The organism is Ruegeria sp. BHSC037, assembly GCF_059613045.1.
The window spans coordinates 220,646-246,373 of record NZ_JBXWRT010000005.1 but is presented as its reverse complement, the minus strand read 5'-3'; the positions used below and the strand labels follow the sequence as shown (position 1 = coordinate 246,373).

Genomic DNA, 25,728 nt, shown 5'->3' with positions numbered 1-25,728 from the left:
GACCGTCAGCAGGTGGCCAGCGCATCCTCGAGCACGGACAAAACCGCATCGCGCGGCACGTCCGAAGTCACGAAGGCCTGCCCGATTCCGCGCGCCAGAATGAACCGCAACTGACCGTCCACCACCTTCTTGTCCTGGGCCATCAGATCGACCAGCGCCCCCGCCCCCGGCAAATCGCCGGGAATGTCGGCGAGGTCAGTCTTCATCCCCATCGCGCGCAGATGCGCCCGAACGCGGCTGGGGTCTTCCTGCGAACACATGCCCAGGCGCGCCGACAGTTCGAAGGCCAAGGCACAGCCGATGGCCACGCCCTCGCCATGCAGCAACCGGTCGGAATAGCCGGTCGCGGCCTCGAGCGCGTGGCAGAAGGTATGGCCCAGATTCAGCAACGCCCGGTCGCCCTGTTCGGTCTCGTCGCGCGCGACGATGTCGGCTTTCATCTGCACCGAGCGCGTCACCGCCTGAACCCGGGCCGCCATGTCGCCCTCGGCCAACGCGGGGCCGTTGCGTTCCAGCCATTCAAAGAATTCGGCATCGCCCAGCAGCCCGTATTTCACGACCTCGCCATAGCCCGCCAGAAAATCCCGCGCCGTCAAGGTGCCCAGAACCGAGGTATCGGCCAGCACCAGCGACGGCTGGTGGAAGGCGCCGATCAGGTTCTTGCCTTGCGGGGCGTTGATGCCGGTTTTGCCGCCCACCGAACTGTCGACCTGCGCCAGCAGAGAGGTCGGGATCTGCACGAACCGCACCCCCCGGCGAAGCACGGCAGCGGCAAACCCGGCCAGATCGCCGATCACCCCGCCGCCAAAGGCTACGACGACATCACGGCGCTCGACCTTTTCGGCCAGCAGCCATTCGACCGCGCGTTCGAAATGGGGCCAACTCTTGGTTGCCTCACCCGGCGGCAGCGCCAGGGCAGTCATCTCGACACCGGCCGCGGCCAGCCCGGCACGCAGCGCGTCCAGATGCAGCGTGGCAACCGTTTCATCCGTCAGTACCGCCACACGCGGGCGGGGCAACAGCGGCCTGATCCGCATCCCGGCCTGCGCCAGCAGGTCCGGCCCGATTTCCACGTCATAGGACCGTTCGGCCAGATCAACGAATACGGTTTGATGCATCTACTTCAGTTCCAGAACGTCAGGGCGCGTCGCCAGTTTCTCCAAGACCCGGTCCACCATGTCCTCGATCGCAGTTTCGCCATCCGAGTCCACGACCAGATCGGCCTGTTGGTAAAGCGGAACGCGTGCTTGGTACAAGGCGCTCAGCGTCGCATGCGGATCGGGGGTGCGCAGCAGCGGCCGTGTGTCCTTGTGGCGGACGCGGTTCCACAGCACCTCCAGATCGGCCCTCAGCCAGACCGACACGCCGCGCTCTGATATCATCCTGCGGTTCGCCTCGGACAGGAAGGCGCCGCCGCCAGTCGACAGAATGCCTTTCTGCTCGTCCAGCAACCGGCCGATGACCTGGCTTTCCTTGGCCCGAAAGAATGCCTCGCCATCGCGCTCGAAGATCTCGGGAATGGTCATGTTGGCGGCCGATTCGATCTCGGCATCACTGTCCAGGAACGGCACACCCAGCCGCGCGGCCAGCGCCCGGCCCACCGCCGTCTTGCCAGCGCCCATCATGCCGACCATAACCACCGTTTTGTGCAGGTCATAGGCCGGCCGGACCGATGCCGGCGATGCGTTATGCTTAATTTCGCTCATTTCCCCGTGAATGACGTGATCTTGGAAAAAATGCCAGTTATAACTTGGCCAAAATCAAAATTTGAGGCAGCGTTTCGCCATGGGCCGTCTGATCAAACTCCTCCTGTACCTCATCTGCCTGAGTTTCATCGGGCTGGTAGCTTATGCCTATCTGGGGCCGTTTTTCGGCGCGGATTTCTCGGCCCCGCAAAGCGAAATCAGCGAACCGGTCATCCTGAATGTGGACTAGGGCCGCGGCGGTGACGATTGCCCTGGCCGGGCAGGTCGCCGCACAGACGACCGAGCCGCTGTCGGCGATCGACTGGCTGAAGGAACCGGGCGACCTGCTACCGGGAACGGTGATGCTCGAACCTCCGGTGGCCGATGCGGTGGCGGACCCGCAGATCCATGTAACTCCGCTCGAGGCGCTGTCGCAGCCACTGGGGTTGGTGGATGCCTCGGTGACGGGACTGCCGGTGGATCTGTGGCGCCCAAGCGACCCGGCCCGCCTAGCCCGACTGATCGGGCAAGTTCCGGTGAAATCCAGCCCGGCCATGCAAAAGCTGATGTTCACCTTGCTGCTGACCGAAGCCCGCGCGCCGTCGGGCGGCGCGGATCCTGACACCCTGCTGCTGGCGCGACTGGATCGCCTGTTCCAGTTGGGGGCGGCCGACCCTGCGCAGGCGCTGGTGCAACAGGCCGGGCCGGCGGCTTCACCGGACCGGTTTCGCCGCTGGTTCGACACGACCTTGCTGACCGGCGACGAGGACCGCAGCTGTACCGCGCTCATCGCGCAACCCGGCCTGTCCCGTGACTACCGCGCCCACATTTTCTGCAAGGCACGCCGCGGTGACTGGGCCTCGGCCGCGCTCATGCTCGAGGCCGCCCACGCGCTCGAGATCCTGCCGACAGAAACGCTGGACCTGCTCGACCGGTTTCTAAGCCCCGAGATGTTCGAAGGCGCCCCCTATCTTCCGCAACCCCAGGACCCCGACCCGCTGACCTTTCGCCTGTTCGAGGCCATCGGCGAACGGCTGCCCACCGCGTCGCTGCCGCGCGCCTTTGCCAATGCCGATCTGCGCGACGTCGCCGGCTGGAAGGCCCAGATCGAGGCGGCCGAGCGCCTGACCCGCATCGGAGCGTTGACCCCCAACCACCTGCTGGGTCTCTATACCGAGCGCGCCCCGGCGGCCTCGGGCGCCGTCTGGGACCGCGTCGCCGCGGTACAGCGGTTCGAGGCCGCGCTGGACGGCGGCAAGCCGCAGGCCGTCGCGGATGCGCTGATCGCGGTCTGGGCGCAGATGGAAACCGTCGGGCTGCAGGTTCCCTTTGCCGAGCTGTTCGCGGACCGGCTAGTGCCCCTCCCCCTGCCCGGCGCCGAGGCCGAGAACCTGCGCTGGCGCATTCTGCTGCTGTCCGAGCTGTATGAAGACGCAGCCCAATCCGTGCCCGATGGGCCAACTGCCAATGCTTTTCTTGCCGCGCTGGCCCGGGGGATGCCCGATCAGGCCCCTTCGCCGTCGCCGCTGTCCGATGCGATCACCGAAGGCTTTGCCTGGGCCGCCCCGGTCCCGCCCGACCTGCAGACTATGCTGGATCAGAACCGGTTGGGCGAAGCGATTCTGGAAGCGATGCAGCTTTATGCCCAGGGCGCGCGCGGCAACCTGGTGGACTTGACCGCCGCCATCGCAACCTTCCGCAGGGTCGGGCTCGAGGATACCGCGCGGCGGGCGGCGCTGCAGCTGCTGATCCTGCAGGGGGTCTGACCGTGCCGGGGCCTGAAACGCCAGAGCTGTGGATCTCGGCCTTTCTCGAGGCGCAGGCCGCCGAGCTGGGCGCGGCAACCAACACGCTGCTGGCCTATGGGCGCGACTTGAAGGACTTCGCGGGATGGCTGAGCCGTCACGGCGCCGGATTTGCCCATGCCGACCAGACCCGGATCGAGGCCTATCTGATCGACTGCGATGCCGAGGGCCTGTCGCGCGCGACCCGGGCTCGCCGCCTGTCCGCCATCAAACAGCTGTACCGCTTCGCTTTCGAGGAGGGCTGGCGCGACACCAACCCCGCCATCCAGATCAAGGGACCAGGCCGGCAAAAGCGCCTGCCCAAGACGCTGGACGTGGCCGAGGTCGACCGCCTGCTGCAGGCCGCTCGCCAGACCGGCCGCACCCAAGCCGACCGGCTGCGCAACACATGCCTGATGGAGCTGTTGTACGCCACCGGCATGCGGGTAACCGAATTGGTTTCGCTGCCCGTATCCGCAGCGCGTGGCGACCCGCGGATGCTTCTGGTTCTGGGCAAGGGCGGCAAGGAACGGATGGTGCCCCTGTCGCCACCGGCCCGCGATGCGTTGGCCGCATGGCTGGCTGCGCGCGATGCGGCCGAGGAGGCGACCGTGGCCAAAGGCGGACAGAGGTCACGCTTTCTGTTTCCGTCGCGCGGCAAGTCCGGGCACCTGACCCGGCACAGGTTCTTCCTGCTGGTCAAGGAATTGGCGGTTCAAGGCGGTGTGTCCCCCGACAAGGTCACCCCGCACACGCTGCGGCACGCCTTTGCCACGCATCTATTGGCCAACGGGGCCGACCTGCGTTCGATCCAGACCCTGCTGGGCCATGCCGACGTGGCCACGACCGAGATCTACACGCATGTTCTGGACGAGCGGCTGTCGGAATTGGTGTTGCAACATCACCCCCTTGCCAGGAACGACACCGAGGACTAGGGGCTTCCCCTTGATCGCATGCCCCCGCGACCCCATAACCAAGGCGCGAAAACAATCATAGTGGAACGATGGACCCTGACCCTTCCCTTTTCGACAGCGCCTTCTGGATCACCACCGTCTCGATCCTGTTCCTGCTTGTGCTGTCCGGCTTCTTCTCTGGCTCGGAAACGGCGCTGACTGCGTCGTCTCGGGGCAAGCTGCGCGCGCAGGCCGACAAAGGATCGCGCGGTGCGCAAAAGGCGCTGGAAATCACCGACGACAACGAACGGCTGATCGGGTCGGTCCTGCTGGGCAACAACCTGGTGAATATCCTTGCGGCCTCGTTGGCGACGGCTCTGTTCACGCGGCTGTTCGGCGAAAGCGGCGTGGCGCTGGCTACGCTGGTCATGACCCTGCTGGTTCTGATCTTTGCCGAAGTTCTCCCCAAGACCTATGCGATCACCAATGCCGAAAAGGCCGCCGCTGCGGTCGCCCCGGTGATCGGTGTTGTCGTTACGGTGTTTTCGCCGGTGGTGGCCGCTGTCCGCCTTCTGGTGCGCGGGGTTTTGCGCCTGTTCGGTGTACGGATCGACCCGGACAGCCACATCCTTGCCGTGCGTGAAGAGATCGCCGGCGCCCTGCAACTGGGCCATTCCGAAGGCGTCGTCGAAAAAGAGGACCGCGATCGCATCCTGGGGGCGCTTGACCTCGGCGACCGCACGGTCGAGGAAATCATGCTGCACCGCTCGAATATCGAGATGATCGACGCCGATGCCGACCCCGAAGCGATCCTGAAACAGTGTCTCGAAAGCCGTCACACGCGCCTGCCGGTGTTCCGCGACCAGCCCGAAAACATCGTGGGTGTCGTGCATGCCAAAGACCTGTTCCGCGCCATGTACGCGCAGGCCGGCGGCGGCGAGGGCGGTGCCGAGCGACTGAAGTCATTCGACATCCTCAAAGTGGCCAACGCCCCGTATTTCGTGCCGGAAACCACCACTCTGGACGACCAAATGCGGGAATTTCTGCGCATGCACAGCCATTTTGCGCTGGTGGTCGATGAATACGGATCGCTTCAGGGGCTGATCACGCTCGAGGACATCCTCGAAGAAATCGTGGGCGAGATCGCGGACGAGTTCGACGTGGACGAAGATGTGACGATTACGCGCACCGAAGACGGTCAGTACCTGGTCGAAGGCTCGATGACCATCCGCGACCTGAACCGTGCGATGGACTGGAACCTGCCCGATGACGAGGCCAACACCATTGCCGGGCTGGTGATCCATGAGGCGCAGATGATCCCGACCGTTGGTCAGGTGTTCTCGTTCCACGGCTTCCGGTTCGAGGTCGTCGAACGCGAGGGCAACCGGATCACCTGGTTGAAGGTGCGGCCGCTCTGACGGACGGCCGGCGGAAACGACAAACTCGGTCGTTTTCGTGACAGATACCGTCGCGGCACCCCTGCACCTTCGGGCCAGACGCAAGGAGGTGCGGATGAAATCGACGTGTCAGGTTGCCGTGATCGGCGGTGGAGTTGTCGGGTGTTCGGTGCTGTATCACCTGACCAAACTGGGCTGGTCGGATGTGATGCTGCTGGAACGGTCGGAACTGACCAGCGGATCGACCTGGCACGCGGCGGGCGGGTTTCACACGCTGAACGGCGACACCAACATGGCCGCGCTGCAAGGCTATACCATCCGGCTGTATAAAGAGCTGGAAGAGATCACCGGCATGTCCTGCGGGCTGCACCATGTGGGCGGCATCACCTTGGCCGACAACCAGGACCGGTTCGACATGCTGCTGGCCGAGCGCGCCAAGCACCGCTTCATGGGGCTGGAAACCGAAATCGTCGGCCCGGACGAGATCAAGAAGATCGCCCCCATCACCAATACCGACGGCATCATCGGCGCGCTGTATGATCCGCTGGACGGGCACCTTGATCCCTCGGGCACGACCCATGCCTATGCCAAGGCCGCACGCATGGGCGGTGCCACCATCGAAACCCACTGCATGGTGCGCGAGACCAACCAGCGCCCCGACGGAACATGGGACGTTGTGACCGACAAGGGCACCATCCACGCCGAGCATATCGTCAACGCCGGCGGCCTCTGGGCGCGCGAGGTGGGCGCGATGGCGGGCATCTACTTCCCGCTGCACCCGATGGAGCATCAATACCTCGTCACCGACAACATCCCTCAGATCGAGGCGATCATCGACACGGGAGGCGAGCATCCGCACGTCATGGACCCGGCCGGCGAGAGCTATCTGCGGCAGGAGGGGCGCGGCCTTTGCATCGGCTTCTACGAACAGCCCTGCAAGCCTTGGGCGGTGGACGGCACCCCTTGGGATTTCGGCCACGAACTGCTGCCCGACGATTTCGACAAGATCATCGACAGTATCGAATTTGCCTATCGCCGTTTCCCGGTTCTGGCCGAGGCCGGGGTGAAATCTGTGATCCACGGCCCGTTCACTTTTGCCCCCGACGGTAACCCGCTGGTCGGGCCGGTGCCGGGCGTGCGCAACTACTGGTCGGCCTGCGGTGTGATGGCCGGGTTCAGCCAGGGCGGCGGCGTCGGTCTGACACTGGCGCAGTGGATGATCGAGGGCGAGCCCGAGCGCGACGTCTTTGCCATGGACGTGGCCCGGTTCGGCGACTGGATCACCCCGGGCTACACCCGCCCCAAGGTGATTGAGAATTATCAGAAGCGTTTCTCGGTCGCCTACCCGAACGAGGAACTGCCCGCCGCTCGGCCCAACCGCACCACGCCGATGTATGACATCTTCAGCGATCTGGGCGCGGTCTGGGGCCAGCAATACGGTCTGGAAGTGCCGAACTACTTCGCGCAAGAGGGCGAGCCCACCTATGAAACCCCCTCCTTCCGCCGCTCGGACGCCTTCGCGGCAACCGGCCGCGAAGTGCGCGCCGTGCGCGAGGGCGTCGGCATCAACGAGGTGCACAATTTCGGTAAATACCTAGTCACCGGCCCCCGTGCCCGCAACTGGCTGGATCGGATCATGGCGGGTCGCATCCCCAAGCCGGGCCGCCTGTCGCTGACCCCAATGCTGTCGCCCAAGGGCAAGCTGATCGGCGACTTCACGGTTTCTTGTCTGGGTGAGGAGGAATTTCAGCTCACCGCCTCATACGGCGCGCAGAACTTCCACATGCGCTGGTTCCAGATACATCAGGAAGACGGCGTAACCGTCGAAAATATCAGCGACAAACGCAACGGCTTCCAGATCGCCGGCCCCAAGGCGCGCGAGGTTCTGACCGCCTGCACCCGCGCCGATATCAGCGACATGCGCTTCATGGACGTGCGGCGGATGGTCGTCGGCATGACCGATTGTATCGTGCAGCGTGTCAGCTATACCGGCGACCTGGGGTTCGAGATCTACTGCGATCCGATGGCGCAGCGCCAGCTGTGGTGGACGCTGTGGCAGGCCGGGCAACCGCACGGCATCACCCCCTTCGGCATGCGCGCGATGATGAGCCTGCGGCTCGACAAGTTCTTCGGCTCGTGGATGCGCGAGTTCTCGCCCGACTACACGGCGGCCGAAACCGGGCTGGACCGTTTCATCGCCTTCAACAAACCCGCCGATTTCATCGGTCGCGCCGCTGCCGAGGCGGAACGCGCGACAGGCCCCGCGCGCAGATTGGTGGCCTTCGAGGTCGACGCCGACGACGCCGACGTGAACGCCTATGAACCGATCTGGCTGGACGGCAAGGTCGTGGGCTTCTGCACCTCGGGCGGTTACTCGCACCACACAGGCAAGTCGATCGCGATGGGCTTCCTGCCCACCGACCGCATCTCTGACGGAATGCAGGTGAAAATCGAGATCCTAGGCCAGATGCGCAAGGCCCGCGTGATCTCGACCCCGCCCTTCGACGCGGATGGCGCGCGCATGCGCGGGTGACAATGCCCGCGCCGCGCGTCATGGTGGCGGCATGAACACCATTCCCATCATCCTCCTTGCCGCTGGCCGATCCAGCCGCATGGGGGGGGCCGATAAGCTGATGCAGGAAATAGACAGCCAGCCCCTGCTGCGCCGGACGGCGGAAATCGCGCAGGCCGTGGCCCCGGTCATCGTGGCTCTGCCCCCGGCCCCGCACCCACGCCACGACGCACTGGCCGGACTGGATGTGCGCGTGGTTCCGGTCACCGACGCAGAGGAAGGCATGAACGCAAGCTTGCGCGCGGCCCTGAATCACTTACCCGATACAGCCGACGCCGCGATGATCTTGCTGGCCGACCTGCCGGACTTGACGGTCGACGATCTGGCAAAGGTGCTGCGCTCGGTCAGCGAAAACCCGGACTGCATGATCTGGCGCGGATCGGCAAGCGACGGCACCCCCGGTCACCCGGTGGTCTTCGCATCATCTCTGTTTCCGCAGTTGCGTTCATTGACCGGAGATTCCGGCGCGCAGAGTGTCGTCAGGGCCCATCGCGACAAAGTCCATATCGAACCCCTGCCGGGGACCCATGCCACCCGCGATCTGGACACGCCCCGGGACTGGGCCGACTGGCGAGCCGGTCGGCAGGCCAAAAACTAACACGGCCCGATCTTTTCAGACCGGGCCGGTTGCCCAAAAATGCAGGACTACCACTTTCACCTTTTCCGGAAACGCGCCCGACGCATCAGAAGATGAACGGACGTGGCTCTGCAGAACTGAAACAAGACCCCCTCGTTAACATGCCACTGGCATTCCCGGTAATCGAGATCTGCCTGAAGACACCCCCTTGATGTCTGTCAGGCCCCCTTTTTGGACAATTTCATCGTCACCGATCATTCGCTTCAAAACAATAAAAAATTCGTCGCAAGGCACAACAAGGCTCAATTTGACGTAGCGCCCGCACAGTATGAATCTCGGCCATGTTCTACCCATGGCAGAGTTGCGGAACTTGACCGGCCGAACTACCAGAGCGTTCAATCGTTCTGTCACGGGAGTGGGATTAAAAATAGTGTACTGAATGACATCAGATACTGAGCGACGTTTTCAAAGACATACAACCTAAGCGAGACTATCCAACTCATAACTCCGGCCTCGTCGCCGTTGTAGCCTCTGAGTGATCAATGCAACACTTTTCTACAATTAGCGCCCTTTTCGGCAACAATCCGACGATTCGCGCAGAATCGAATCCCGGAAAACCGCCTGCGCTCGTCGGGCATAGACCGCAAGAAAATGGCAGAATTAAGAAAATTTAACCATCAGGTCAGAAAACCCACAGGGCCGTCCTCCATCTTTCCGTCAAAGAAATGATCCTCTGCGACGAATCCAAGGAGCACAGTCGAGACATGAATACCCGCAAGCCCCTCTTGAACGCTTTCCGTACACCCCGTCTGTTTGGCGCGGCCGCTCTGAGCGCCGCCCTGCTGGCCGGGACCGCGATCCCGTCCCTGGCCGACGAGCGGGTGGCCGATCTGGTCGAATCCGTATCGCCCGCCGTCGTGACCATCATCGCGACGCAGGACGCCGCCCCGATGCCGGCCGGCAGCCCCAATTTCGATTTCGAAGGACATCCTTTTGGCGAATTCTTCAAGCGTTTCGGTGCCCCCGAAGGCATGGACATTCCGCGGCAGGGCCCCCGTCAGGGGCTGGGCTCCGGCTTTGTCATGGATGCTGATGGCTATATCATTACCAACAACCACGTCGTCGAGGGCGCCAGCAAGGTCACGGTGCGCCTGCATGACGACCGCAGCTATGAAGCCGAGATCATCGGGACCGACCCGCTGACCGACCTCGCGCTGCTGAAAATCGAAGCCGATACCCCTCTGACCGCAGTGCCGCTGGGCGACAGCGACGAAATCCGCGTGGGTGAAGACGTTGTGGCCATCGGCAACCCCTTCGGGCTGAGTTCGACCGTCACCACGGGCATCGTCTCGGCCAAGGGGCGCAACATCTCGGATGGCCCTTATGCTGAATTCATCCAGACCGACGCAGCAATCAACAAGGGCAACTCGGGCGGCCCGCTGTTCAACATGGAAGGCGAAGTCATCGGCGTGAACTCGGCCATCTATTCGCCCACGGGCGGCTCGGTCGGGCTGGGCTTTGCCGTGACGTCCAACATCGTTGAACACATCGCTCAGGACCTGCGCGACGACGGGCAGATCAGCCGCGGCTGGCTGGGGGTCTCGATCCAGAATATCAGCCCTGAACTGGCCGCCGCCATGGGGATAGAGGGCACCACTGGTGCGTTGGTCTCGGACGTGGTTCCCGGCAGCCCGGCCGACGGCGTGCTTCAGCAGGGTGACGTGATCGTCGCGTTCGACGGCGAAAAGGTCGACAACAGTAGCGAATTGCCGGTCTTAGTCGGCACCACGGCCATCGGCACCGACAGCAAGTTGACCGTGCTGCGCAACGGCAAGACCGAAACGCTGAACGTCACCATCGGCCAGCACCAGACCGAAACCGCCGCTGCGGCGCCCGACAAGGTGGCCGGCAAGACGCTGGGCTTGACCGTCGCGCCGCTGACCGACACCGCCCGCGCCGAGATGGGCGTGCCGGAAAACGTGCACGGCGTGGTCGTCACGGCGCTGCAGCCCGACAGCCCCGCCGCCAAGGCCGGTCTGCGCCGCGGTGACGTCATCGTCCGGCTGGGCCGCGCCGAGATCGACACGCCTCAGGATCTGAAAAAGGCGCTGAGCGACCAGAAGGACGGCCCGGCGCTGGTGCTGATAAATCGAGGCGGCAACCAGATCTTCGTTGCCGTAGAGGTGGCCTGACGCTTGTCCCCGCGCGCGCCGCATGATGGGGATATCGGCGCGCGCATCCCCCCGCCCGCACGTCATGTCCGCGTGCGACGGGGCTGCCGGGTGCGATTTCCGCGCCCGGCAGTATTCTTTGACGGCCCCACATGCTTATATCCCGAGCAAAAGGATATCCGACCATGAGCAGACGTTTGTTGATCGTTGAAGACGACGGGGACACGCGGGAATTCATCGCCAAGGGGTTTGCCGAGGAAGGCTATGCCATCGAAACCGCCACCAACGGGCGCGACGGGCTGTATCACGCTACCGATGGCGGGTTCGACGCAATCGTCCTGGACCGGATGCTGCCCGAACTGGACGGGCTGGCGCTGGTGAAATCGCTGCGCGCAGCCGGGATCAAGACCCCCGTTCTGATGCTGACCGCCATGAGCGCGGTGGACGAGCGGGTCAAGGGCCTGCGCGCCGGCGCCGACGACTATCTGGTCAAGCCGTTCTCGTTCCAGGAACTCCATGCCCGGATCGAGGCGCTGCTGCGCCGCCCTCAGGAATCCGAAGAGACCCCGACCCTCAGGTGCCGCGACCTCGAGATGAACCTTCTGACCCGCAAGGTGACCCGCAACGGGCGCGAGATCACCCTGACCCCGCGCGAATTCCAGATCCTCGAATTCTTCCTGCGCCGCAAGAACCGCGTGGTGTCGCGCACGATGCTGCTGGAAGGCGTCTGGGACTATCATTTCGACCCCAACACCAACGTCGTCGACGTGCATATCTCGAAACTGCGCAAACAGCTGGACGAACCCGGCGAGCCCCCCCTGATCGAAACCGTGCGCGGCGCGGGATACATGATGTCCGATGGCACAGCTTAGATTTTCGTTTCACAATTCCCGCACCCGGCTGGTGCTGCTCAGCATGGTGCTCAGCGCGCTGCTGACCGCGACGGTGCTGGCGCTGGTCTATGTGACGGCGACCCGGACAATCGACGGCGAGACACGCTCGGTCGTTTCGGCCGAACTGACCGGGCTGGCAGACGAATACGAACGGCTCGGCCTGATCGGGCTGATGACGGCCATCGAGCGCCGCCTGCCCTCGGCGTCAGAGCGCGATGCGCTGTATCTGCTGACCGACCGGTTCGGCAATGTCCTTGCGGGCAATCTTGCCCGTTGGCCCGAGGGCGTGACACCGGGCAGCGGCTGGACCGAACTGGAATTGCGAAAAACCGAGACGAATGAGATGGTTCCGGTCTCGGCCGCATCCATCCGCCTGCGCGGCGGCGAGCGTTTGTTGGTGGGCCGCGATGCGCTGGCCCGGCAACAGTTCGACAGGGTTCTGTTCCAATCGGTCGCGCTGGCGCTGGGGGCCGCCCTGGCACTGAGTATCCTGACGGGCTGGCTACTGACCCGGCTGGTTTTTTCCCGGCTGCGGGACATCGCCGATACGGCCGATTCCATCATGTCGGGCGACCTGACGCAGAGAATGCCTCAGCGCGGCACCGGCGACGAGTTCGATCAGGTTTCGGCCATGCTCAACGCCATGCTGGACCGGATCGAGGACCTGGTGAACAATTTGCGGACCACGTCCAACTCCATCGCCCATGATCTGCGGTCGCCGCTGTCGCGGCTCCGGCAGCGGGTCGAGGCGCTGGGCGACAGCGAGCGAAACGACAGCGAACGCGAGGCCGACACCGCCCGCGCCACGGCCGAGATCGACCATATTCTTCGGGTCCTTGGGCAACTGACCGAGATTTCGCGGGCCGAGGCCGGGCTGGGCCGCGAGCAGTTCGAACAGGTCGATCTTGGTCAACTGGCTGCGGACGTGGTCGAGCTCTATGAACCCGTCGCCGCGGATCAGGGCGTTGAAATCAGCCTGACCGGCACCGCGCCCCCCATCCTCGGCCACCGGCCGCTTCTGTCTCAGGCGCTGTCCAACCTGCTGGAAAACGCCCTGCGCTACGCGCCCGAGGGCACCAGCATCAAGGTGGAGTTGGGAGACCTCGACAGGCACGCTAGGCTGAGCGTCCGCGACATGGGTCCCGGCGTGCCTGAACCCGATCTGGGCCGGCTGGACCAGCCCTTCGTCACGCTGGACCCGGCCCGCAGCAGCCGCAACTCGGGTCTGGGGCTGGCGCTGGTGGCGGCCATCGCGCGGATGCATGGCGGCACTTTCAGCGCCCGCAACGCCGATCCGGGGCTGGAAGTCACGCTGAACCTGTCGAAATCCTGATCCGGCGCGCCTCCAACGACCCCGCCTACAATTCCGCGGGCAGCGAGGCGTATCCGCGGAACCGGATCCGCCCGCCCCGCACCCGCCCGTTCAACAGGCGATAGCCGGGGTACCGCGCCAGCAGTCGCCCGATGGCGATGCGCCCTTCCATCCGCGCCAGCGTCAGCCCGACGCAAACATGCGGCCCACCTGCAAAGGCCAGGTGCCGGTTTGGCTTGCGCGTGATGTCGAACCGCGTCGGGTCGTCGAACACCTCGGGGTCGCGGTTCGCCGCGCCGATGCACAGGTGCAGGTTGGTGCCCGCCGGGATCGTCAGCCCGTCCATCTCGATATCCTCGGTCGTCTCGCGGTTTCCGAACTGGTTGGGCGAGCGAAAGCGCAGGATTTCCTCGACCGCTGGCGTGATCAGCTCGGGGTCGTCCAGCAGGCGCTGTTTCTGCTCCGGGTGGTCGTTCAGAAGCGCCAGACCGTTGCCGATCAGGTTCGTCGTGGTCTCGTGCCCCGCATTCAGGATGAAGATGCAGTTCTGCAAAAGCTCGGTCTCGCTGAGTTTTTCGTCCGCCCCTTCGCCCCGGATCAGCCGGGTCAGCACGTCGGTCTCGGGATCGCCCGGCGACGCCCGCCGCCGCGCGACGAGGTCGGTCAGATAGGTTTTGAACTCCTCGACCGCCGCATGGCCCCGCGCCAGCTGTTCCTCGGTCAGCGCCGGCTCCAGCGCGCCCAGAATGGACAGCGACCAGTCCCTCAGCGGACCGCGCTCTTCCATCGGAACGTCCAGCAGGTTGCCGATGATTTGGATCGGAATGGTCGAAGCGAAATCCTCGATCAGATCGACCTTGGGTTTTCCGGCCATCGCGTCCAGCAGATGATCCACCGTCTCGATCAGACCCGGCTCCATCCGGGCAATCGCGCGCGGGGTCAGGGCCGAGGTCATGATCTTGCGCACCCGCGTGTGCAGCGGCGGATCGGAAAACACCAGCGAGGTCGTGTGATGCTCGAACAGAGGGGATCCCACGCCAAATTTCGGGCCGAACGCAGCCTTCTTGTCCGACGAATACAGCTTGGTGTCGCGATAAATCCGGTCCAGATCCCGGTGACGGCTCAACAAAACCGACCCGTCTGGCTGCGGCAGAACCGGCGCATGGTCCAGCAGCGCGTCGTAGAACGGAAACGGATTTTCGACGAAGCCCTCTGGCGGATCGGTCAGATCAAGTGTCCGCGCCGCCTGTGCCACATCCAATGCGTTCATTCCGTCCTCCCCTGCCGTATGCTCCCCCGCCTTGGGTATCTCAGGCCGAGACCTCGGACAAGCGTGACATCGCTGCCGAGCGCGGCTAGACAGACGCCATGCCCAGCCCCGTGTCCTCGATCCGCAATCTCGGTCCCGCCTTTGAACAGGCCTGCGCCCGCGCCGGTATCCACTCGGCCGAGGAACTGCGCGAACTGGGCGCCGATGCTGTTTATGCAAGGCTGATCGAGGCCGGAACCCGCCCGCATTTCATAGGATACTACGTTCTGGTGATGGGCTTGCAGGGCCGCCCATGGAACGATTGCAAGGGCGACGAGAAAAAGGCCCTGCGCGCAAGGTTCGACCGCATCAAGGCCGGCGCGAAAACGGCGCCCGTCTCGAAACTGGTCGCCGAGCTGGACGCCGTCGGCGTGCGCGTCTCGGCCTCTGACCTTACGCCCGAGGGCTGACGCGGCACGAAAAAGGGCCGCATCCGGCAGCGGGCGCGACCCTCTTCGATGTCAAATGACTGACGGCTTAGCCGACCAGCTCGATGCCCGAGAAGAAATAAGCGATCTCGACGGCTGCAGTTTCCGGTGCGTCCGAACCGTGGACCGAGTTTTCACCCACCGATTCCGCGAACTCGGCGCGGATGGTGCCGGGGGCCGCGTCTGCCGGGTTGGTGGCGCCCATGACTTCGCGGTTCTTGGCGATGGCGTTCTCGCCTTCCAGAACCTGCACCACAACCGGAGCCGACGACATGAATTCGCACAGCTCGTCATAGAACGGACGGTCCTTGTGGACTTCGTAGAACTTGCCGGCCTGTTCCTTGGTCATGTGGATGCGCTTCTGCGCGATGATGCGCAGGCCGGCTTCTTCCAGCTTGGCGTTGATCTTGCCGGTCAGGTTGCGGCGGGTTGCGTCGGGCTTGATGATCGAGAAAGTGCGTTCCAGTGCCATGCGGGCGTCTCCTTAATCTGACGGCGCGAACTGATCCGCGCCGGAATATACCGCGCGCCGCCTAACATGGACCGCAGCGGTTGGAAAGCCTCTTGTTGAGCACGCAATTGACACTTCCCGAGCCCTGCGCCACACCGCACTCATGCTACGGATCGAAAACATCACCTATGCGGTCGAGGGCCGCCCCCTGTTCGAGGGCGCCAGCGCCACCATTCCAGAAGGCCACAAGGTCGGTCTGGTCGGCCGCAACGGCACAGGCAAGACCACGCTGTTCCGCCTGATCCGGGGCGAGCTGGCGCTGGAATCGGGCAGCATCACCCTGCCCCGCCGCGCGCGGATCGGCGGTGTTTCGCAAGAGGTTCCGTCGTCAAACGTATCGCTGATCGACACGGTCCTGGCAGCCGATACCGAACGGACCACCCTGATGGCCGAGGCCGAAACCGCAAGCGATCCGACCCGCATCGCCGAGATCCAGACCCGGCTGGCCGATATCGACGCCTGGTCGGCCGAGGCCCGCGCCTCGTCGATCCTCAAGGGCCTCGGCTTTGACGATAACGAGCAACAGATGCCCTGCTCGGCCTTTTCCGGCGGCTGGCGGATGCGTGTCGCGCTGGCCGCCGTGCTGTTTTCCCGGCCCGACCTGCTGCTGCTGGACGAACCAACCAACTATCTGGACCTTGAAGGCGCGCTGTGGCTGGAAAGCTATCTGGCGAAATATCCGCATACGGTGATCGTCATCAGCCACGACCGGGGCCTGCTGAACCGGGCGGTCGGCTCGATCCTGCATCTGGAAGACCGCCAGTTGACCTATTACGCGGTCCCCTATGACAAGTTCGCCGCCCGCCGTGCCGAACGTCTGGCCCAGGCCGAAGCCCAAAACGCCAAAGCCAAGGCCCGCATCGCCCATTTGCAGAGCTTCGTTGACCGGTTCCGCTACAAGGCGTCCAAGGCCGTTCAGGCACAATCGCGGCTGAAGATGATTGAACGCATCCAGTTGATCTCGACCCCGCAAGAGGCCGCCTTGCGCGCCTTTTCATTCCCCGAACCCGAGGAACTGTCGCCGCCGATCATCCAGATCGAGGGCGGGGTGACCGGCTATGGCGATACCGCGGTGCTGCGCCGCCTGAACCTGCGCATCGATCAAGACGACCGGATCGCTCTGTTGGGAAAGAACGGGCAAGGCAAATCGACCTTGTCCAAGCTGCTGTCGGACCGGCTGCCGCTGATGGCGGGCAAGATGACCCGCAGCAGCAAGTTGCGCATCGGGTATTTCGCCCAGCATCAGGTGGACGAGCTGCATGTGGACGAAACCCCGCTGGATCACCTGCGGCGCCTGCGCCCGACCGAAACCCCGGCCCAGTTGCGCGCGCGCCTGGCGGGGTTCGGCCTTGGCGCAGATCAGGCCGAAACCGAGGTGGGCCGCCTGTCGGGCGGGCAGAAGGCGCGGCTGTCGCTGCTGATTGCCACGATCGACGCGCCGCACATGCTGATCCTCGACGAACCCACCAACCACCTGGACATAGAAAGCCGCGAGGCCCTGGTCGAGGCGCTGACCGCCTATTCCGGTGCTGTGGTTCTGGTCAGTCACGACATGCACTTGCTGGGGCTGGTGGCCGATCGGCTGTGGCTGGTCTCGGACGGTACGGTCAAACCCTTCGACGGCGACCTGGAAGCCTATCGCCAGATGCTGCTGGCGCGCGACAAGCCGCCGACGCGGGAAAAGCCGGCCGCCAAACCCAAACGTGCCTCTCGCGATACCATCCTGGCGTTGCGGGCCGACCTGCGGAAATGCGAGGAACGGCTGGAGAGGCTGACCGAGATGCACGAAAGGCTCTCGGCCAAACTGTCCGACCCGTCCTTGTACGAAGATGACCGGATCGGTGACCTGGAAACCTGGAACCGCAAGTTTGCCGAGGTGGTCGAGGCCATACAGCGCGCCGAAGCGCTGTGGGTCGCCGCCGCCGAACGGCTCGAAAGCGCCGAGGCTGCCGCATGATCGAAATGGCATTCTTCATAACCGCATTCACAACCTTGTTCGTTGTGATCGACCCCTTTGGCACCGCACCGATCTTCGTCGCGCTGACGCAAGGAATGGACCCAGCCACCCGTCGCCGCGTCGCCTACCGCACATGCCTGACCGCTTCGGGCATCCTTATCGCCTTCGCCGCTTTCGGCGAGGCGGTTCTCGGCTTTGTCGGCATCTCGATGGAGGCCTTCAAGGTCGCTGGCGGCGCATTGCTGTTTTTGACCGCGCTCGACATGCTGTTCGAGCGGCGCAACAAACGGCGCGAGGACCGTGCGGAAGAGGAAGAGCACCCTGACCCCTCAGTCTTTCCGCTGGCCATTCCGCTGGTGGCAGGGCCCGGATCGATCGCAACGATCATCCTGCTGGCCGGTGAGCACCCCGGCATTCAGGGCATCGCTGCGGCTGTCAGCGTGATGCTTGCCGTGATGGCAGTTGTCTTGCTGTTCTTCCTGTCCAGCGGCCTGATCGCGCGCATTCTCGGCAAGACTGGGCTGACCGTGCTGACGCGGTTGCTGGGCATGTTGCTTGCGGCGCTGTCGGTACAGTTCATCCTGGATGGCCTCAAGGCCTTTGGTTTTGCCGCCTGACCCCCCATATTCCGATGGTATGAAGCGGTTTTGGGTGTGCTGATGGATGGTTATGATCTTGGACGGCTGACCTATCTGGCTCTGCTCGGCGGGGCGCTGCTGCTGTGGTTGTTCACCCAGAACCGCCAGTCGCTGGGCAAGACCCTGCAAATGGTCATGGCATGGGTCTTCATCTTCATCGGCGTCATCGCCGTGGTGGGCCTTTGGGATGACATCCGCTCAACCGTGGGCACCACACCGCAACTGGCCGTGGCCGGAAACGTGATCGAGGTGCCGCGATCGTTTGACGGGCACTACTATCTGCCGATGCTGGTGAACGGCAAACCGGTCACCTTCTTGGTGGATACCGGCGCCAGCCAGATCGTGCTGAGCCCCCGTGACGCGAAACGCGTGGGGATCGATCCGGACAGTATGAATTTCGTGGGCCGCGCGGCCACGGCCAATGGCCTGGTGCGCACCGCCCCTGTGCGGCTGGACAGCCTCGAATTGGGCCCCATCGCGGATCGCAACGTGTCGGCCTGGGTCAACGAGGGCGACATGGACCAATCCCTGCTGGGCATGGACTATCTGCAGCATTTTTCCAACATCCAGTTTGCCGACGGCCGGATGATCCTATCGCGCTGAATGGCGGCCTTCGGGCTTGAGAACAAATAAGGAACATGCTAGCATTCGGCCATGTCCACGCATCTTCTTGGCCGCAAACCGGCGCGCGCGGCGCCGGGGCTGACCCTGCATGATGAGATTTCGCTGCAACTGGCCCGCGTGCACGAGGCCTGCGGCCCCGCGCGGCGCAGCTTTGCCATGTGGCTGGCCGGTCAGGCGCAGGGGCCGGTTCTGTGGATCTCGCCCGCGTGGGAGGCCGATCAGCTGAACCCCGACGGCATGATGACCTTTGCCGATCCCGCCCGGTTCCTATTCGTCCGCCCCACCCGGGCCGAGGACCTGCTGTGGTGCATCGAGGAGGCGCTGCGCAGCGGGGCGGTGCCGTTGGTGATCGGCGATCTGCCGGGGGCACCGGGTCTGACGCCGGTGCGACGGATGCATCTGGCCGCCGAACAGGGGGGCACGATGGGTCAGGCCCCGCTGGGCCTGCTGCTGACCCCGGGCGAGGGCGGCGCGCAGGGGATCGAGACACGCTGGCACATGGCCCCGGCGCACACGGGCCAGACCCGCCGCTGGACCCTGACCCGCCGCCGCGCCCGCGCCCTGCCCCCGGTCAGTTGGCACGCCACCCAGACCGCGCCGCGCGCCGGGCTGCACCTGCAACGGATCGGCGCCGAGGAACCCTGCGCCTGACCGACCGGACCCGGAACAGGCAAGTTGTGACTGGTCAAACCGCAACCCGCGTCCTAGCGTGCCGGAATGACCCACCCGATCCACGACAGCCGCTATTCCTGGCTTCGCCTTCTGGTCACGCTGGCCATCGCGGCGGTGGCCAATGTGGGCATGTGGGCGGTGATCGTGGTGATGCCCGCAATCGAGACCCAGTTCGGCGCCAGCCGGGCCGAGGCCTCGATGCCCTACACGCTGACCATGATCGGATTTGCGCTTGGCAACATGTGGCTGGGTCAGGTGGTGGACCGAATGGGCGTGACCAAAGCGCTGATCGGTGCCGCAGGCCTCAGCGCGCTCAGCTATCTGCTGGCGACATGGGCGCCGACGATCACGCTGCTGTCGGCGGCGCATCTGCTGCTGGGTCTGGGCACCGCCGTCGGGTTCGGCCCGCTGATCGCCGATATTTCGCACTGGTTCCTACGCCGCCGCGGGATCGCCGTGGCGCTGGTGGCCAGCGGAAACTATCTGTCCGGCGCGATCTGGCCCACGCTCCTGTCTGGTATCCTCGCCCGCGACGGGTGGCAGCAGGTCTATCTGACACTGGCGGTCATCACCCTGATCGTGGTCATCCCGATGTCGCTGCTGCTGCGCCGGCAGGTCCCGGCCGAGGCGCATGGCACCGCCGCAGCCGCCGCGCAGATCAACGCGCGCAGCGTCGGCCTGTCGCCGCGAACACTGCAATATGTGCTGGGCCTCGCCGGGATCGGCTGCTGCATCGCCATGTCGATGCCGCAGGTCCATATCGTCTCCTATTGCGTGGGGCTGGGCTATGGCCCGGCAGTCGGGGCCGAGATGCTGTCGCTCATGCTGATGGGCGGCGTGGTCAGCCGGATCATTTCGGGGCTGGTGGCCGACAGGTTGGGCGGTGTTCACACGTTGCTGATCGGGTCGATCCTGCAATGCATCGCCCTGTTCCTGTTCCTGCCGTATGACGGGATGGTGTCGCTCTATGTCATCAGCCTGCTGTTCGGGCTGGCGCAGGGCGGCATCGTGCCCAGCTATGCGCTGGTCGTCCGGGAATACATGCCCCCGCAAGAAGCCGGGGCACGGGTCGGATTCGTGATGATGATGACCATCCTGGGCATGGCGCTGGGCGGATGGATGTCGGGCTGGATCTATGACGTCACCGGGCAGTACACACTGGCCTTCGTGAACGGGATCCTTTGGAATGGGCTGAACATCGCCATCATCCTGACGTTGCTGCACAGGTCCCGCCCGCGCCAACAAGGGGCCATCGCATGACATGGCTGCGCCGCCGAGACCTGATGGCCGCACTTGTAGCCCTGGTGGCCGCGCCTCCGACCCTCGCCGCACCCGTTCCCTACGTGCTCGCCCGCACGAAAACCCTGATCGCCTTCACCTTCGATCTGTCGGGCACGCCCCAGACCGGAACCATGCCGATCCGATCGGCGGATGCATGGGTGGACACGCGCCGCCTGCAGAACAGCCGCGCCACGGTCGTTCTGGACGTGGCGCGGGCCCAAACCCGCCTGCCCTTCGCGCGCGAACCGATGCTGGGCCCACAGGTACTGGACGCCGCAAGGTTTCCCGCGATCGAGTTCCGCTCGACCCGCATCCACCTGGGCCGGGGCGGACGTATCTCCGACGGCGCCACTGTCACCGGAGACCTGACCCTGCGCGGCCTCACCCGCCAAATCGCCCTTCAGGCCGCGCTGTTCCGACCGCCCGGCTCGGCGCGGGACGAGCTTGACCGCCTGTCCATCCACCTGACGGGGGCGCTGAACCGCCACGTCTTCGGGGCTTCGGGCTATGCCGATCTGGTCGGACCGACAGTCAGGTTGGATATTCGCGCGGAAATCGAACGAAAAACCTGAGGCGGGCGGAAAACGACATCGGCGCGTCGAATAGGCGCGCACATCGCGGAAAGATACGCTCAAACAGGGACACCATGCGCACGATCATTACCTTTGCCGCCCTTTTCCTGTCGGTCATTCTATTGCAGCTTTCCACCGGCGGTGTCGGCCCGTTGGATGCCATTTCCGGCCTGACGCTGGAGTTCTCAACCGAACAGATCGGCCTGCTCGGGTCGGCGCATTTCCTTGGGTTTTTCGTCGGTTGCTGGTGGGCGCCGCGCCTGATGGGCAGCGTCGGCCATTCGCGCGCCTTCGCGGCCTGCACCGCACTGGGCGCGATGGGGCTGATCGGTCATACACTGACCGAAAACCCCTATGCTTGGGCCGCGATGCGGGTGGCCTCGGGCCTGTGCGTGGCTGGCTGCTATACCGTTATCGAGGCGTGGCTGAACGACAAGGTGACCAATGAAACCCGCGGCCGCGCCATGGGTACCTACCGGATCGCCGACGCCAGCGCCTCTTTGGCCGCGCAGCTGATCATCGCGGTGCTGCCGCCGGCCTCTTATGTCTCCTACAACGTGCTGGCCATCCTGTGCTGCGCGGCCCTGCTGCCATTGACCCTCTCGCGAGCCACGCAGCCGGCAACGCCCAAGGCCCCGCGCCTCCGTCCCGGGCTGGCTTGGGCCTGTTCGCCGTTGGCGGTGGTGGGTGTCGTCGTGTCGGCCATCAGCGCGGCATCTTTCCGAATGGTCGGGCCGGTCTACGGCCAGGGCGTGGGGCTGGCGGTGGACCAGATCGCCTTTTTCCTGGCCTCATTCGTCTTGGGCGGCGTGTTGGCGCAATATCCGGTCGGATGGTTGGCCGACAAATACGACCGCCGCTGGGTTCTTTTGTGGATTTCGGTCTCGGCCATTCTGGCTTGTGGAGTCACCGCCGCCGCCGGTGGAAGCGGAACGATGGGCGTGATGCTGGCCGCCGGGCTGTTCGGGTTCACGACCTTTCCCGTCTTTTCGGTGTCAGCCGCCCACGCAAACGACTTCGCTACGTCCGAACAACGGGTCGAGTTGGCGGCAGCCATGATGTTCTGGTACGCGATGGGCGCAATTGCGGCCCCCTATCTGTCTTCGGCACTGATCCGCGCATTTGGCCCACCCGCCCTGTTCGGCCTGATCGCGGCAGGGCATCTTTGCCTGATCCTGTTCGGCCTGAGCCGGATGCGAGCGCGCCCGACACCCGAGGACCGGACTCATTACGTCTATGCCCCGCGCACATCCTTCACCATCGGCAAGCTGCTCAAGAGGTCGCGCGAAGGTCGATAGCAATCTGGGGCTGGGATTTCCCGATCCGGTTTGATAGAGCGCCCGCAGACAGTTAGGCGGAAACCAAACATGGCTCGGATTCTCATTACCTCGGCAATTCCCTACATCAACGGGATCAAGCACCTTGGAAACCTGATCGGCTCGCAGCTGCCGGCGGATCTGTTTGCGCGCTATCAGCGCGGCCGCGGCAACGAGGTCATGTTCCTGTGCGCCACCGACGAACACGGCACCCCGGCCGAACTGGCCGCCGCCAAGGCCGGCAAACCGGTGGCCGAATACTGCGCCGAGATGCACGAGGTGCAGGCCGACATCGCCAAGCGCTTTGGCCTCAGCTTCGATCACTTTGGCCGATCGTCCAGCCCGCAGAACCACAAGCTGACCCAGCATTTCGCCGGCAAGCTGGCCGAGGCCGGGCTGATCCGCGAGGTGACCGAAAAGCAGGTCTACTCCAACGCCGACGGCCGGTTCCTGCCCGACCGCTATATCGAGGGCACGTGCCCCAACTGCGGTTACGAAAAGGCCCGCGGCGACCAGTGCGAGAACTGCACCAAGCAGCTGGACCCGACAGATCTGATCGACCCACGAAGCGCGATTTCCGGCTCGACCGACCTTGAGGTGCGCGAGACCAAGCACCTGTACCTGCGCCAGTCCGCGATGAAGGATCAGTTGGACGCCTGGATCGATAGCAAGACCGACTGGCCGGTGCTGACCACCTCGATCGCCAAGAAATGGCTGCATGACGGCGACGGCCTGCAGGACCGCGGCATCACCCGCGATCTGGACTGGGGCATTCCGGTCAAGAAGGGCGACGAGGACTGGCCCGGCATGGAGGGCAAGGTCTTTTACGTCTGGTTCGACGCGCCGATTGAATACATCGCCTGCGCCAAGGAATGGGCCGATGCCCACGGTAAGCCGGATGCGGAATGGGAACGCTGGTGGCGCACTGACAAAGGCGCCGACGACGTGCGTTATGTGCAGTTCATGGGCAAGGACAACGTGCCGTTCCACACCCTGTCCTTCCCAGCCACCATCCTGGGCTCGGGCGAACCGTGGAAGTTGGTCGATCACCTGAAATCGTTTAACTATCTGAATTATGATGGCGGACAATTCTCGACCAGCCAGGGCCGCGGCGTCTTCATGGACCAGGCGCTGGACATCCTGCCGGCCGACTACTGGCGCTGGTGGCTGCTAAGCCACGCGCCCGAAAGCAGCGACAGCGAATTCACCTGGGAGAACTTCCAGCAATCGGTGAACAAGGACCTGGCCGACGTCCTGGGCAATTTCGTCAGCCGCATCACCAAGTTCTGCCGCTCAAAATTCGGCGAAGAAGTTCCGGCCGGCGGTGCATACGGCGAACGCGAACAGGCCTTGATCGAGGAATTGACCAAGCGCATCCGCGCCTACGAAGCGCATATGGAGGCGATGGAGGTCCGCAAATCGGCGCAGGAGTTGCGCGCGATTTGGGTCGCCGGCAACGAATACCTGCAGGCCGCTGCGCCCTGGTCCACCTTCAAGGAAGACCCCGAGCAAGCCGCCGCGCAGGTTCGCCTTGGCCTGAACCTGATCCGGCTCTATGCGGTTCTGAGCGCGCCGTTCATTCCCGAGACCTCGGCCAAGATGCTGAGCGCGATGAACACGCTCGACACCAGCTGGCCCGAGGACGTGGCTGCCGCGCTGGGCGCCCTGCCCGCCGGACACGCGTTCACGGTGCCGGACGTTCTCTTCGCCAAGATTACCGACGAACAGCGCGAAGACTGGCAAACACGTTTTGCCGGAACGCGCGCCTGACCCGCGCAGCGACGGGGTGCAACAGGGGGCCATCTGGCCCCCGTTTTTTTCGCACGCGCCAAGCCTGCACAATCAAAGGCTTGAGAAATAATCCCTTTGCCTCCATCCTGACGATGAATTTCGTCTGGGCCCTCTGAACCGGACAGCAGATCCGGGCCCCGCGCCCGCATTGAATGAGGCAATTGTCATGAACCCTGTTTCCCCGCCGAGCCGCTCTCCTCTGCCCCGCGCCGTTGGTCGTGCGGGACGGTTGGTTGCCGCCATCATTGCGATTGGCCTGATGCAGCCGGCATCGGCGCAGGAAGACTCCAGCGCGCCGCCCCCCAAGGTCTCGATCGCGGCGGCCTATACGCAGGAAATCACCGAGGAAGCGACCTTCATCGGCCGCGCCGAGGCGATCAACAAGGTCGACATCATCGCTCGCGTCAGCGGTTTCCTGGAAAGCCGCGAGGTCGAAGACGGCGCCGAAGTCAAGGATGGCGACCTGCTGTTCACCATCGAACCCGACCTCTATCAGGCCACGCTCGAGGCGCGAAAGGCTGACCTGGACCGTGCCGAGGCCAATCTGGAACTGGCCAAGGTGGATCTGGCCCGCAAGGAAGAGCTGTTCCGGCGCGAAGCCACGCCGGAATCGGAAGTGGACATTTCACGCGCCAACGAATTGGTCGCCGAGGCCGAAGTCAAAGCTGCACAGGCCGCGATCCGGCAGGCCGAACTGGACCTGAGCTATACAAAGATCCACGCACCGTTCGACGGCCGGCTAAGCCGGATCAATGTCAGCGTCGGCGATGTCGTCGGTCCGAACACCGAACCTCTGGTAAACCTGGTCAGCGAGGCTCCGATCTATGTGACTTTCTCTTTGAACGAGAAACAGTTCACCTCGGTTCTTCAAGCGGTCAACGAAACCGCATCGACCCTGGCCGAAAGCGACAAGAGCCCGGTGGTCAAGCTGACCCTGCCAAACGGAACCGAGCTGCCCGAGACCGGCAAGATCGTGTTCGTCGACAACCGGATAGACCCTTTGACCGGCGCCATCACCTTGCGGGCCGAGTTTGAAAATACCGACCGCCTCATCGTCGACGGCGCTTTCGTCAACGTCCAGATCGAGGCGCTGGAACCCACGCTCGAGGTTCTGATTCCGCAGGCCGCCTTGCAGCGCGACCAGCGCGGCGAGTTCGTTCTGGTCGTAAACGACAAGCAGATGGTCGAACAACGGTACATCACCACGGGCGATAACGTGGGTTCTGCGGTGATCGTGAAGGAAGGCCTGCGCGAAGGCGAAAGCGTCATCGTCGAGGGGCTGCAGCGCGTGCGGCCCGGGGTGGCCGTGGACGCGGTCGTCGCTGCAGAACAGCCGGGAGAATAA

23 protein-coding genes are annotated in these 25,728 nt (G+C 64.3%); 19 read left to right on the top strand and 4 right to left on the bottom strand.

All coding sequences use genetic code 11. The features are described from left to right. Positions 1–5: 5 nt before the first annotated feature. Together aroB and AC2FMN_RS07215 are read right to left on the bottom strand one after the other, a co-directional pair. Positions 6–1,118: a 3-dehydroquinate synthase gene (gene aroB, locus AC2FMN_RS07220; RefSeq protein WP_496687158.1), complete on the bottom strand. Its 1,113-nt coding sequence runs from the start codon at positions 1,116–1,118 to the stop codon at positions 6–8. After that, positions 1,119–1,706: a shikimate kinase gene (locus AC2FMN_RS07215; protein ID WP_496680868.1), complete on the bottom strand. Its 588-nt coding sequence runs from the start codon at positions 1,704–1,706 to the stop codon at positions 1,119–1,121. A gap of 79 nt (positions 1,707–1,785) precedes the next feature. On the opposite strand from AC2FMN_RS07215, the gene AC2FMN_RS07210 reads away from it, so the two are divergent. The 9 genes from AC2FMN_RS07210 to AC2FMN_RS07170 all read left to right on the top strand — a co-directional run bounded on the left by AC2FMN_RS07210 (position 1,786) and on the right by AC2FMN_RS07170 (position 13,305). Beyond that, positions 1,786–1,935 carry a hypothetical protein gene (locus AC2FMN_RS07210; RefSeq protein WP_496687157.1) on the top strand — a complete coding sequence of 50 codons (150 nt, stop codon included), beginning with the start codon at positions 1,786–1,788 and terminating at the stop codon, positions 1,933–1,935. Further along, positions 1,925–3,451 carry a hypothetical protein gene (locus tag AC2FMN_RS07205; RefSeq protein ID WP_496680872.1) on the top strand — a complete coding sequence of 509 codons (1,527 nt, stop codon included), beginning with the start codon at positions 1,925–1,927 and terminating at the stop codon, positions 3,449–3,451. Before AC2FMN_RS07210 ends, AC2FMN_RS07205 begins: the two co-directional genes overlap by 11 nt. A 2-nt stretch (positions 3,452–3,453) precedes the next feature. Next, the gene (locus tag AC2FMN_RS07200) at positions 3,454–4,404 is read left to right on the top strand and encodes a tyrosine recombinase (RefSeq protein ID WP_496687155.1); all 951 of its coding nucleotides are present in this window, start codon (positions 3,454–3,456) and stop codon (positions 4,402–4,404) included. Positions 4,405–4,472: 68 nt separating this feature from the next. Continuing rightward, a complete protein-coding gene (locus AC2FMN_RS07195; protein WP_496687153.1) occupies positions 4,473–5,780 on the top strand; it encodes an HlyC/CorC family transporter in 1,308 nt (435 codons plus the stop codon). Positions 5,781–5,874: 94 nt separating this feature from the next. Next, positions 5,875–8,292 carry a GcvT family protein gene (locus AC2FMN_RS07190; protein WP_496687151.1) on the top strand — a complete coding sequence of 806 codons (2,418 nt, stop codon included), beginning with the start codon at positions 5,875–5,877 and terminating at the stop codon, positions 8,290–8,292. A 31-nt stretch (positions 8,293–8,323) separates the two neighbouring features. After that, positions 8,324–8,929: a nucleotidyltransferase family protein gene (locus AC2FMN_RS07185; RefSeq protein ID WP_496687150.1), complete on the top strand. Its 606-nt coding sequence runs from the start codon at positions 8,324–8,326 to the stop codon at positions 8,927–8,929. 743 nt (positions 8,930–9,672) lie between these two features. Next, positions 9,673–11,100, top strand: a complete 1,428-nt coding sequence (locus tag AC2FMN_RS07180) for a DegQ family serine endoprotease (protein ID WP_496687149.1) — start codon at positions 9,673–9,675, stop codon at positions 11,098–11,100. A gap of 164 nt (positions 11,101–11,264) precedes the next feature. After that, positions 11,265–11,951 (top strand): response regulator transcription factor, encoded by a 687-nt coding sequence (locus AC2FMN_RS07175; protein WP_496687147.1) that lies wholly within the window; start codon positions 11,265–11,267, stop codon positions 11,949–11,951. After that, positions 11,938–13,305, top strand: a complete 1,368-nt coding sequence (locus AC2FMN_RS07170) for a sensor histidine kinase (protein WP_496687146.1) — start codon at positions 11,938–11,940, stop codon at positions 13,303–13,305. The genes AC2FMN_RS07175 and AC2FMN_RS07170 overlap by 14 nt, the downstream gene beginning before the upstream one ends. 25 nt (positions 13,306–13,330) lie before the next feature. Here AC2FMN_RS07170 and AC2FMN_RS07165 read toward each other — a convergent pair whose 3' ends face one another. Beyond that, positions 13,331–14,554: a cytochrome P450 gene (locus AC2FMN_RS07165; protein ID WP_496687144.1), complete on the bottom strand. Its 1,224-nt coding sequence runs from the start codon at positions 14,552–14,554 to the stop codon at positions 13,331–13,333. Between the two features lie 98 nt (positions 14,555–14,652). Between AC2FMN_RS07165 and AC2FMN_RS07160 the strand changes: the two genes are divergently transcribed. After that, entirely contained in the window at positions 14,653–15,003 is a 351-nt protein-coding gene (locus AC2FMN_RS07160; RefSeq protein WP_496680895.1) for a TfoX/Sxy family protein, read from the top strand. A 67-nt stretch (positions 15,004–15,070) separates the two neighbouring features. Here the strand turns inward: AC2FMN_RS07160 and ndk are convergent, their stop codons facing one another. Next, positions 15,071–15,493: a nucleoside-diphosphate kinase gene (gene ndk, locus AC2FMN_RS07155; RefSeq protein WP_496680898.1), complete on the bottom strand. Its 423-nt coding sequence runs from the start codon at positions 15,491–15,493 to the stop codon at positions 15,071–15,073. Between the two features lie 142 nt (positions 15,494–15,635). On the opposite strand from ndk, the gene AC2FMN_RS07150 reads away from it, so the two are divergent. The 9 genes from AC2FMN_RS07150 to AC2FMN_RS07110 all read left to right on the top strand — a co-directional run bounded on the left by AC2FMN_RS07150 (position 15,636) and on the right by AC2FMN_RS07110 (position 25,728). Further along, positions 15,636–17,489, top strand: a complete 1,854-nt coding sequence (locus tag AC2FMN_RS07150; RefSeq protein WP_496687142.1) for an ABC-F family ATP-binding cassette domain-containing protein — start codon at positions 15,636–15,638, stop codon at positions 17,487–17,489. Further along, entirely contained in the window at positions 17,486–18,106 is a 621-nt protein-coding gene (locus AC2FMN_RS07145; protein WP_496680903.1) for a MarC family protein, read from the top strand. The genes AC2FMN_RS07150 and AC2FMN_RS07145 overlap by 4 nt, the downstream gene beginning before the upstream one ends. A gap of 42 nt (positions 18,107–18,148) precedes the next feature. After that, a complete protein-coding gene (locus tag AC2FMN_RS07140; protein WP_496680906.1) occupies positions 18,149–18,730 on the top strand; it encodes a retropepsin-like aspartic protease family protein in 582 nt (193 codons plus the stop codon). 51 nt (positions 18,731–18,781) lie between these two features. After that, positions 18,782–19,402, top strand: a complete 621-nt coding sequence (locus AC2FMN_RS07135) for an ImuA family protein (RefSeq protein WP_496687141.1) — start codon at positions 18,782–18,784, stop codon at positions 19,400–19,402. Between the two features lie 66 nt (positions 19,403–19,468). Then, positions 19,469–20,683 carry an MFS transporter gene (locus AC2FMN_RS07130; protein ID WP_496687140.1) on the top strand — a complete coding sequence of 405 codons (1,215 nt, stop codon included), beginning with the start codon at positions 19,469–19,471 and terminating at the stop codon, positions 20,681–20,683. Then, positions 20,680–21,276 carry a YceI family protein gene (locus tag AC2FMN_RS07125; protein ID WP_496687138.1) on the top strand — a complete coding sequence of 199 codons (597 nt, stop codon included), beginning with the start codon at positions 20,680–20,682 and terminating at the stop codon, positions 21,274–21,276. Before AC2FMN_RS07130 ends, AC2FMN_RS07125 begins: the two co-directional genes overlap by 4 nt. Before the next feature lie 74 nt (positions 21,277–21,350). Beyond that, complete coding sequence (locus AC2FMN_RS07120; RefSeq protein ID WP_496687136.1) at positions 21,351–22,574, top strand: MFS transporter; 1,224 nt, start codon at positions 21,351–21,353, stop codon at positions 22,572–22,574. A 69-nt stretch (positions 22,575–22,643) separates the two neighbouring features. Then, a complete protein-coding gene (metG, locus tag AC2FMN_RS07115; protein ID WP_496687134.1) occupies positions 22,644–24,362 on the top strand; it encodes a methionine--tRNA ligase in 1,719 nt (572 codons plus the stop codon). A gap of 280 nt (positions 24,363–24,642) precedes the next feature. Continuing rightward, complete coding sequence (locus tag AC2FMN_RS07110; RefSeq protein ID WP_496687132.1) at positions 24,643–25,728, top strand: efflux RND transporter periplasmic adaptor subunit; 1,086 nt, start codon at positions 24,643–24,645, stop codon at positions 25,726–25,728.

Excerpts from the sequence above, each read along its gene's own strand:
- AC2FMN_RS07215 (WP_496680868.1), bottom strand. The coding sequence starts at position 1,706 with ATGAGCGAAATTAAGCATAACGCATCGCCGGCATCGGTCCGGCCGGCC.
- aroB (WP_496687158.1), bottom strand. The coding sequence starts at position 1,118 with ATGCATCAAACCGTATTCGTTGATCTGGCCGAACGGTCCTATGACGTG.
- AC2FMN_RS07140 (WP_496680906.1), top strand. The coding sequence starts at position 18,149 with ATGGATGGTTATGATCTTGGACGGCTGACCTATCTGGCTCTGCTCGGC.
- AC2FMN_RS07120 (WP_496687136.1), top strand. The coding sequence starts at position 21,351 with ATGCGCACGATCATTACCTTTGCCGCCCTTTTCCTGTCGGTCATTCTA.
- AC2FMN_RS07190 (WP_496687151.1), top strand. The coding sequence starts at position 5,875 with ATGAAATCGACGTGTCAGGTTGCCGTGATCGGCGGTGGAGTTGTCGGG.
- AC2FMN_RS07170 (WP_496687146.1), top strand. The coding sequence starts at position 11,938 with ATGGCACAGCTTAGATTTTCGTTTCACAATTCCCGCACCCGGCTGGTG.
- AC2FMN_RS07180 (WP_496687149.1), top strand. The coding sequence starts at position 9,673 with ATGAATACCCGCAAGCCCCTCTTGAACGCTTTCCGTACACCCCGTCTG.
- metG (WP_496687134.1), top strand. The coding sequence starts at position 22,644 with ATGGCTCGGATTCTCATTACCTCGGCAATTCCCTACATCAACGGGATC.
- AC2FMN_RS07130 (WP_496687140.1), top strand. The coding sequence starts at position 19,469 with ATGACCCACCCGATCCACGACAGCCGCTATTCCTGGCTTCGCCTTCTG.
- AC2FMN_RS07150 (WP_496687142.1), top strand. The coding sequence starts at position 15,636 with ATGCTACGGATCGAAAACATCACCTATGCGGTCGAGGGCCGCCCCCTG.
- AC2FMN_RS07195 (WP_496687153.1), top strand. The coding sequence starts at position 4,473 with ATGGACCCTGACCCTTCCCTTTTCGACAGCGCCTTCTGGATCACCACC.
- AC2FMN_RS07210 (WP_496687157.1), top strand. The coding sequence starts at position 1,786 with ATGGGCCGTCTGATCAAACTCCTCCTGTACCTCATCTGCCTGAGTTTC.
- AC2FMN_RS07185 (WP_496687150.1), top strand. The coding sequence starts at position 8,324 with ATGAACACCATTCCCATCATCCTCCTTGCCGCTGGCCGATCCAGCCGC.
- AC2FMN_RS07135 (WP_496687141.1), top strand. The coding sequence starts at position 18,782 with ATGTCCACGCATCTTCTTGGCCGCAAACCGGCGCGCGCGGCGCCGGGG.
- AC2FMN_RS07175 (WP_496687147.1), top strand. The coding sequence starts at position 11,265 with ATGAGCAGACGTTTGTTGATCGTTGAAGACGACGGGGACACGCGGGAA.
- ndk (WP_496680898.1), bottom strand. The coding sequence starts at position 15,493 with ATGGCACTGGAACGCACTTTCTCGATCATCAAGCCCGACGCAACCCGC.
- AC2FMN_RS07125 (WP_496687138.1), top strand. The coding sequence starts at position 20,680 with ATGACATGGCTGCGCCGCCGAGACCTGATGGCCGCACTTGTAGCCCTG.
- AC2FMN_RS07145 (WP_496680903.1), top strand. The coding sequence starts at position 17,486 with ATGATCGAAATGGCATTCTTCATAACCGCATTCACAACCTTGTTCGTT.
- AC2FMN_RS07205 (WP_496680872.1), top strand. The coding sequence starts at position 1,925 with ATGTGGACTAGGGCCGCGGCGGTGACGATTGCCCTGGCCGGGCAGGTC.
- AC2FMN_RS07110 (WP_496687132.1), top strand. The coding sequence starts at position 24,643 with ATGCAGCCGGCATCGGCGCAGGAAGACTCCAGCGCGCCGCCCCCCAAG.
- AC2FMN_RS07165 (WP_496687144.1), bottom strand. The coding sequence starts at position 14,554 with ATGAACGCATTGGATGTGGCACAGGCGGCGCGGACACTTGATCTGACC.
- AC2FMN_RS07160 (WP_496680895.1), top strand. The coding sequence starts at position 14,653 with ATGCCCAGCCCCGTGTCCTCGATCCGCAATCTCGGTCCCGCCTTTGAA.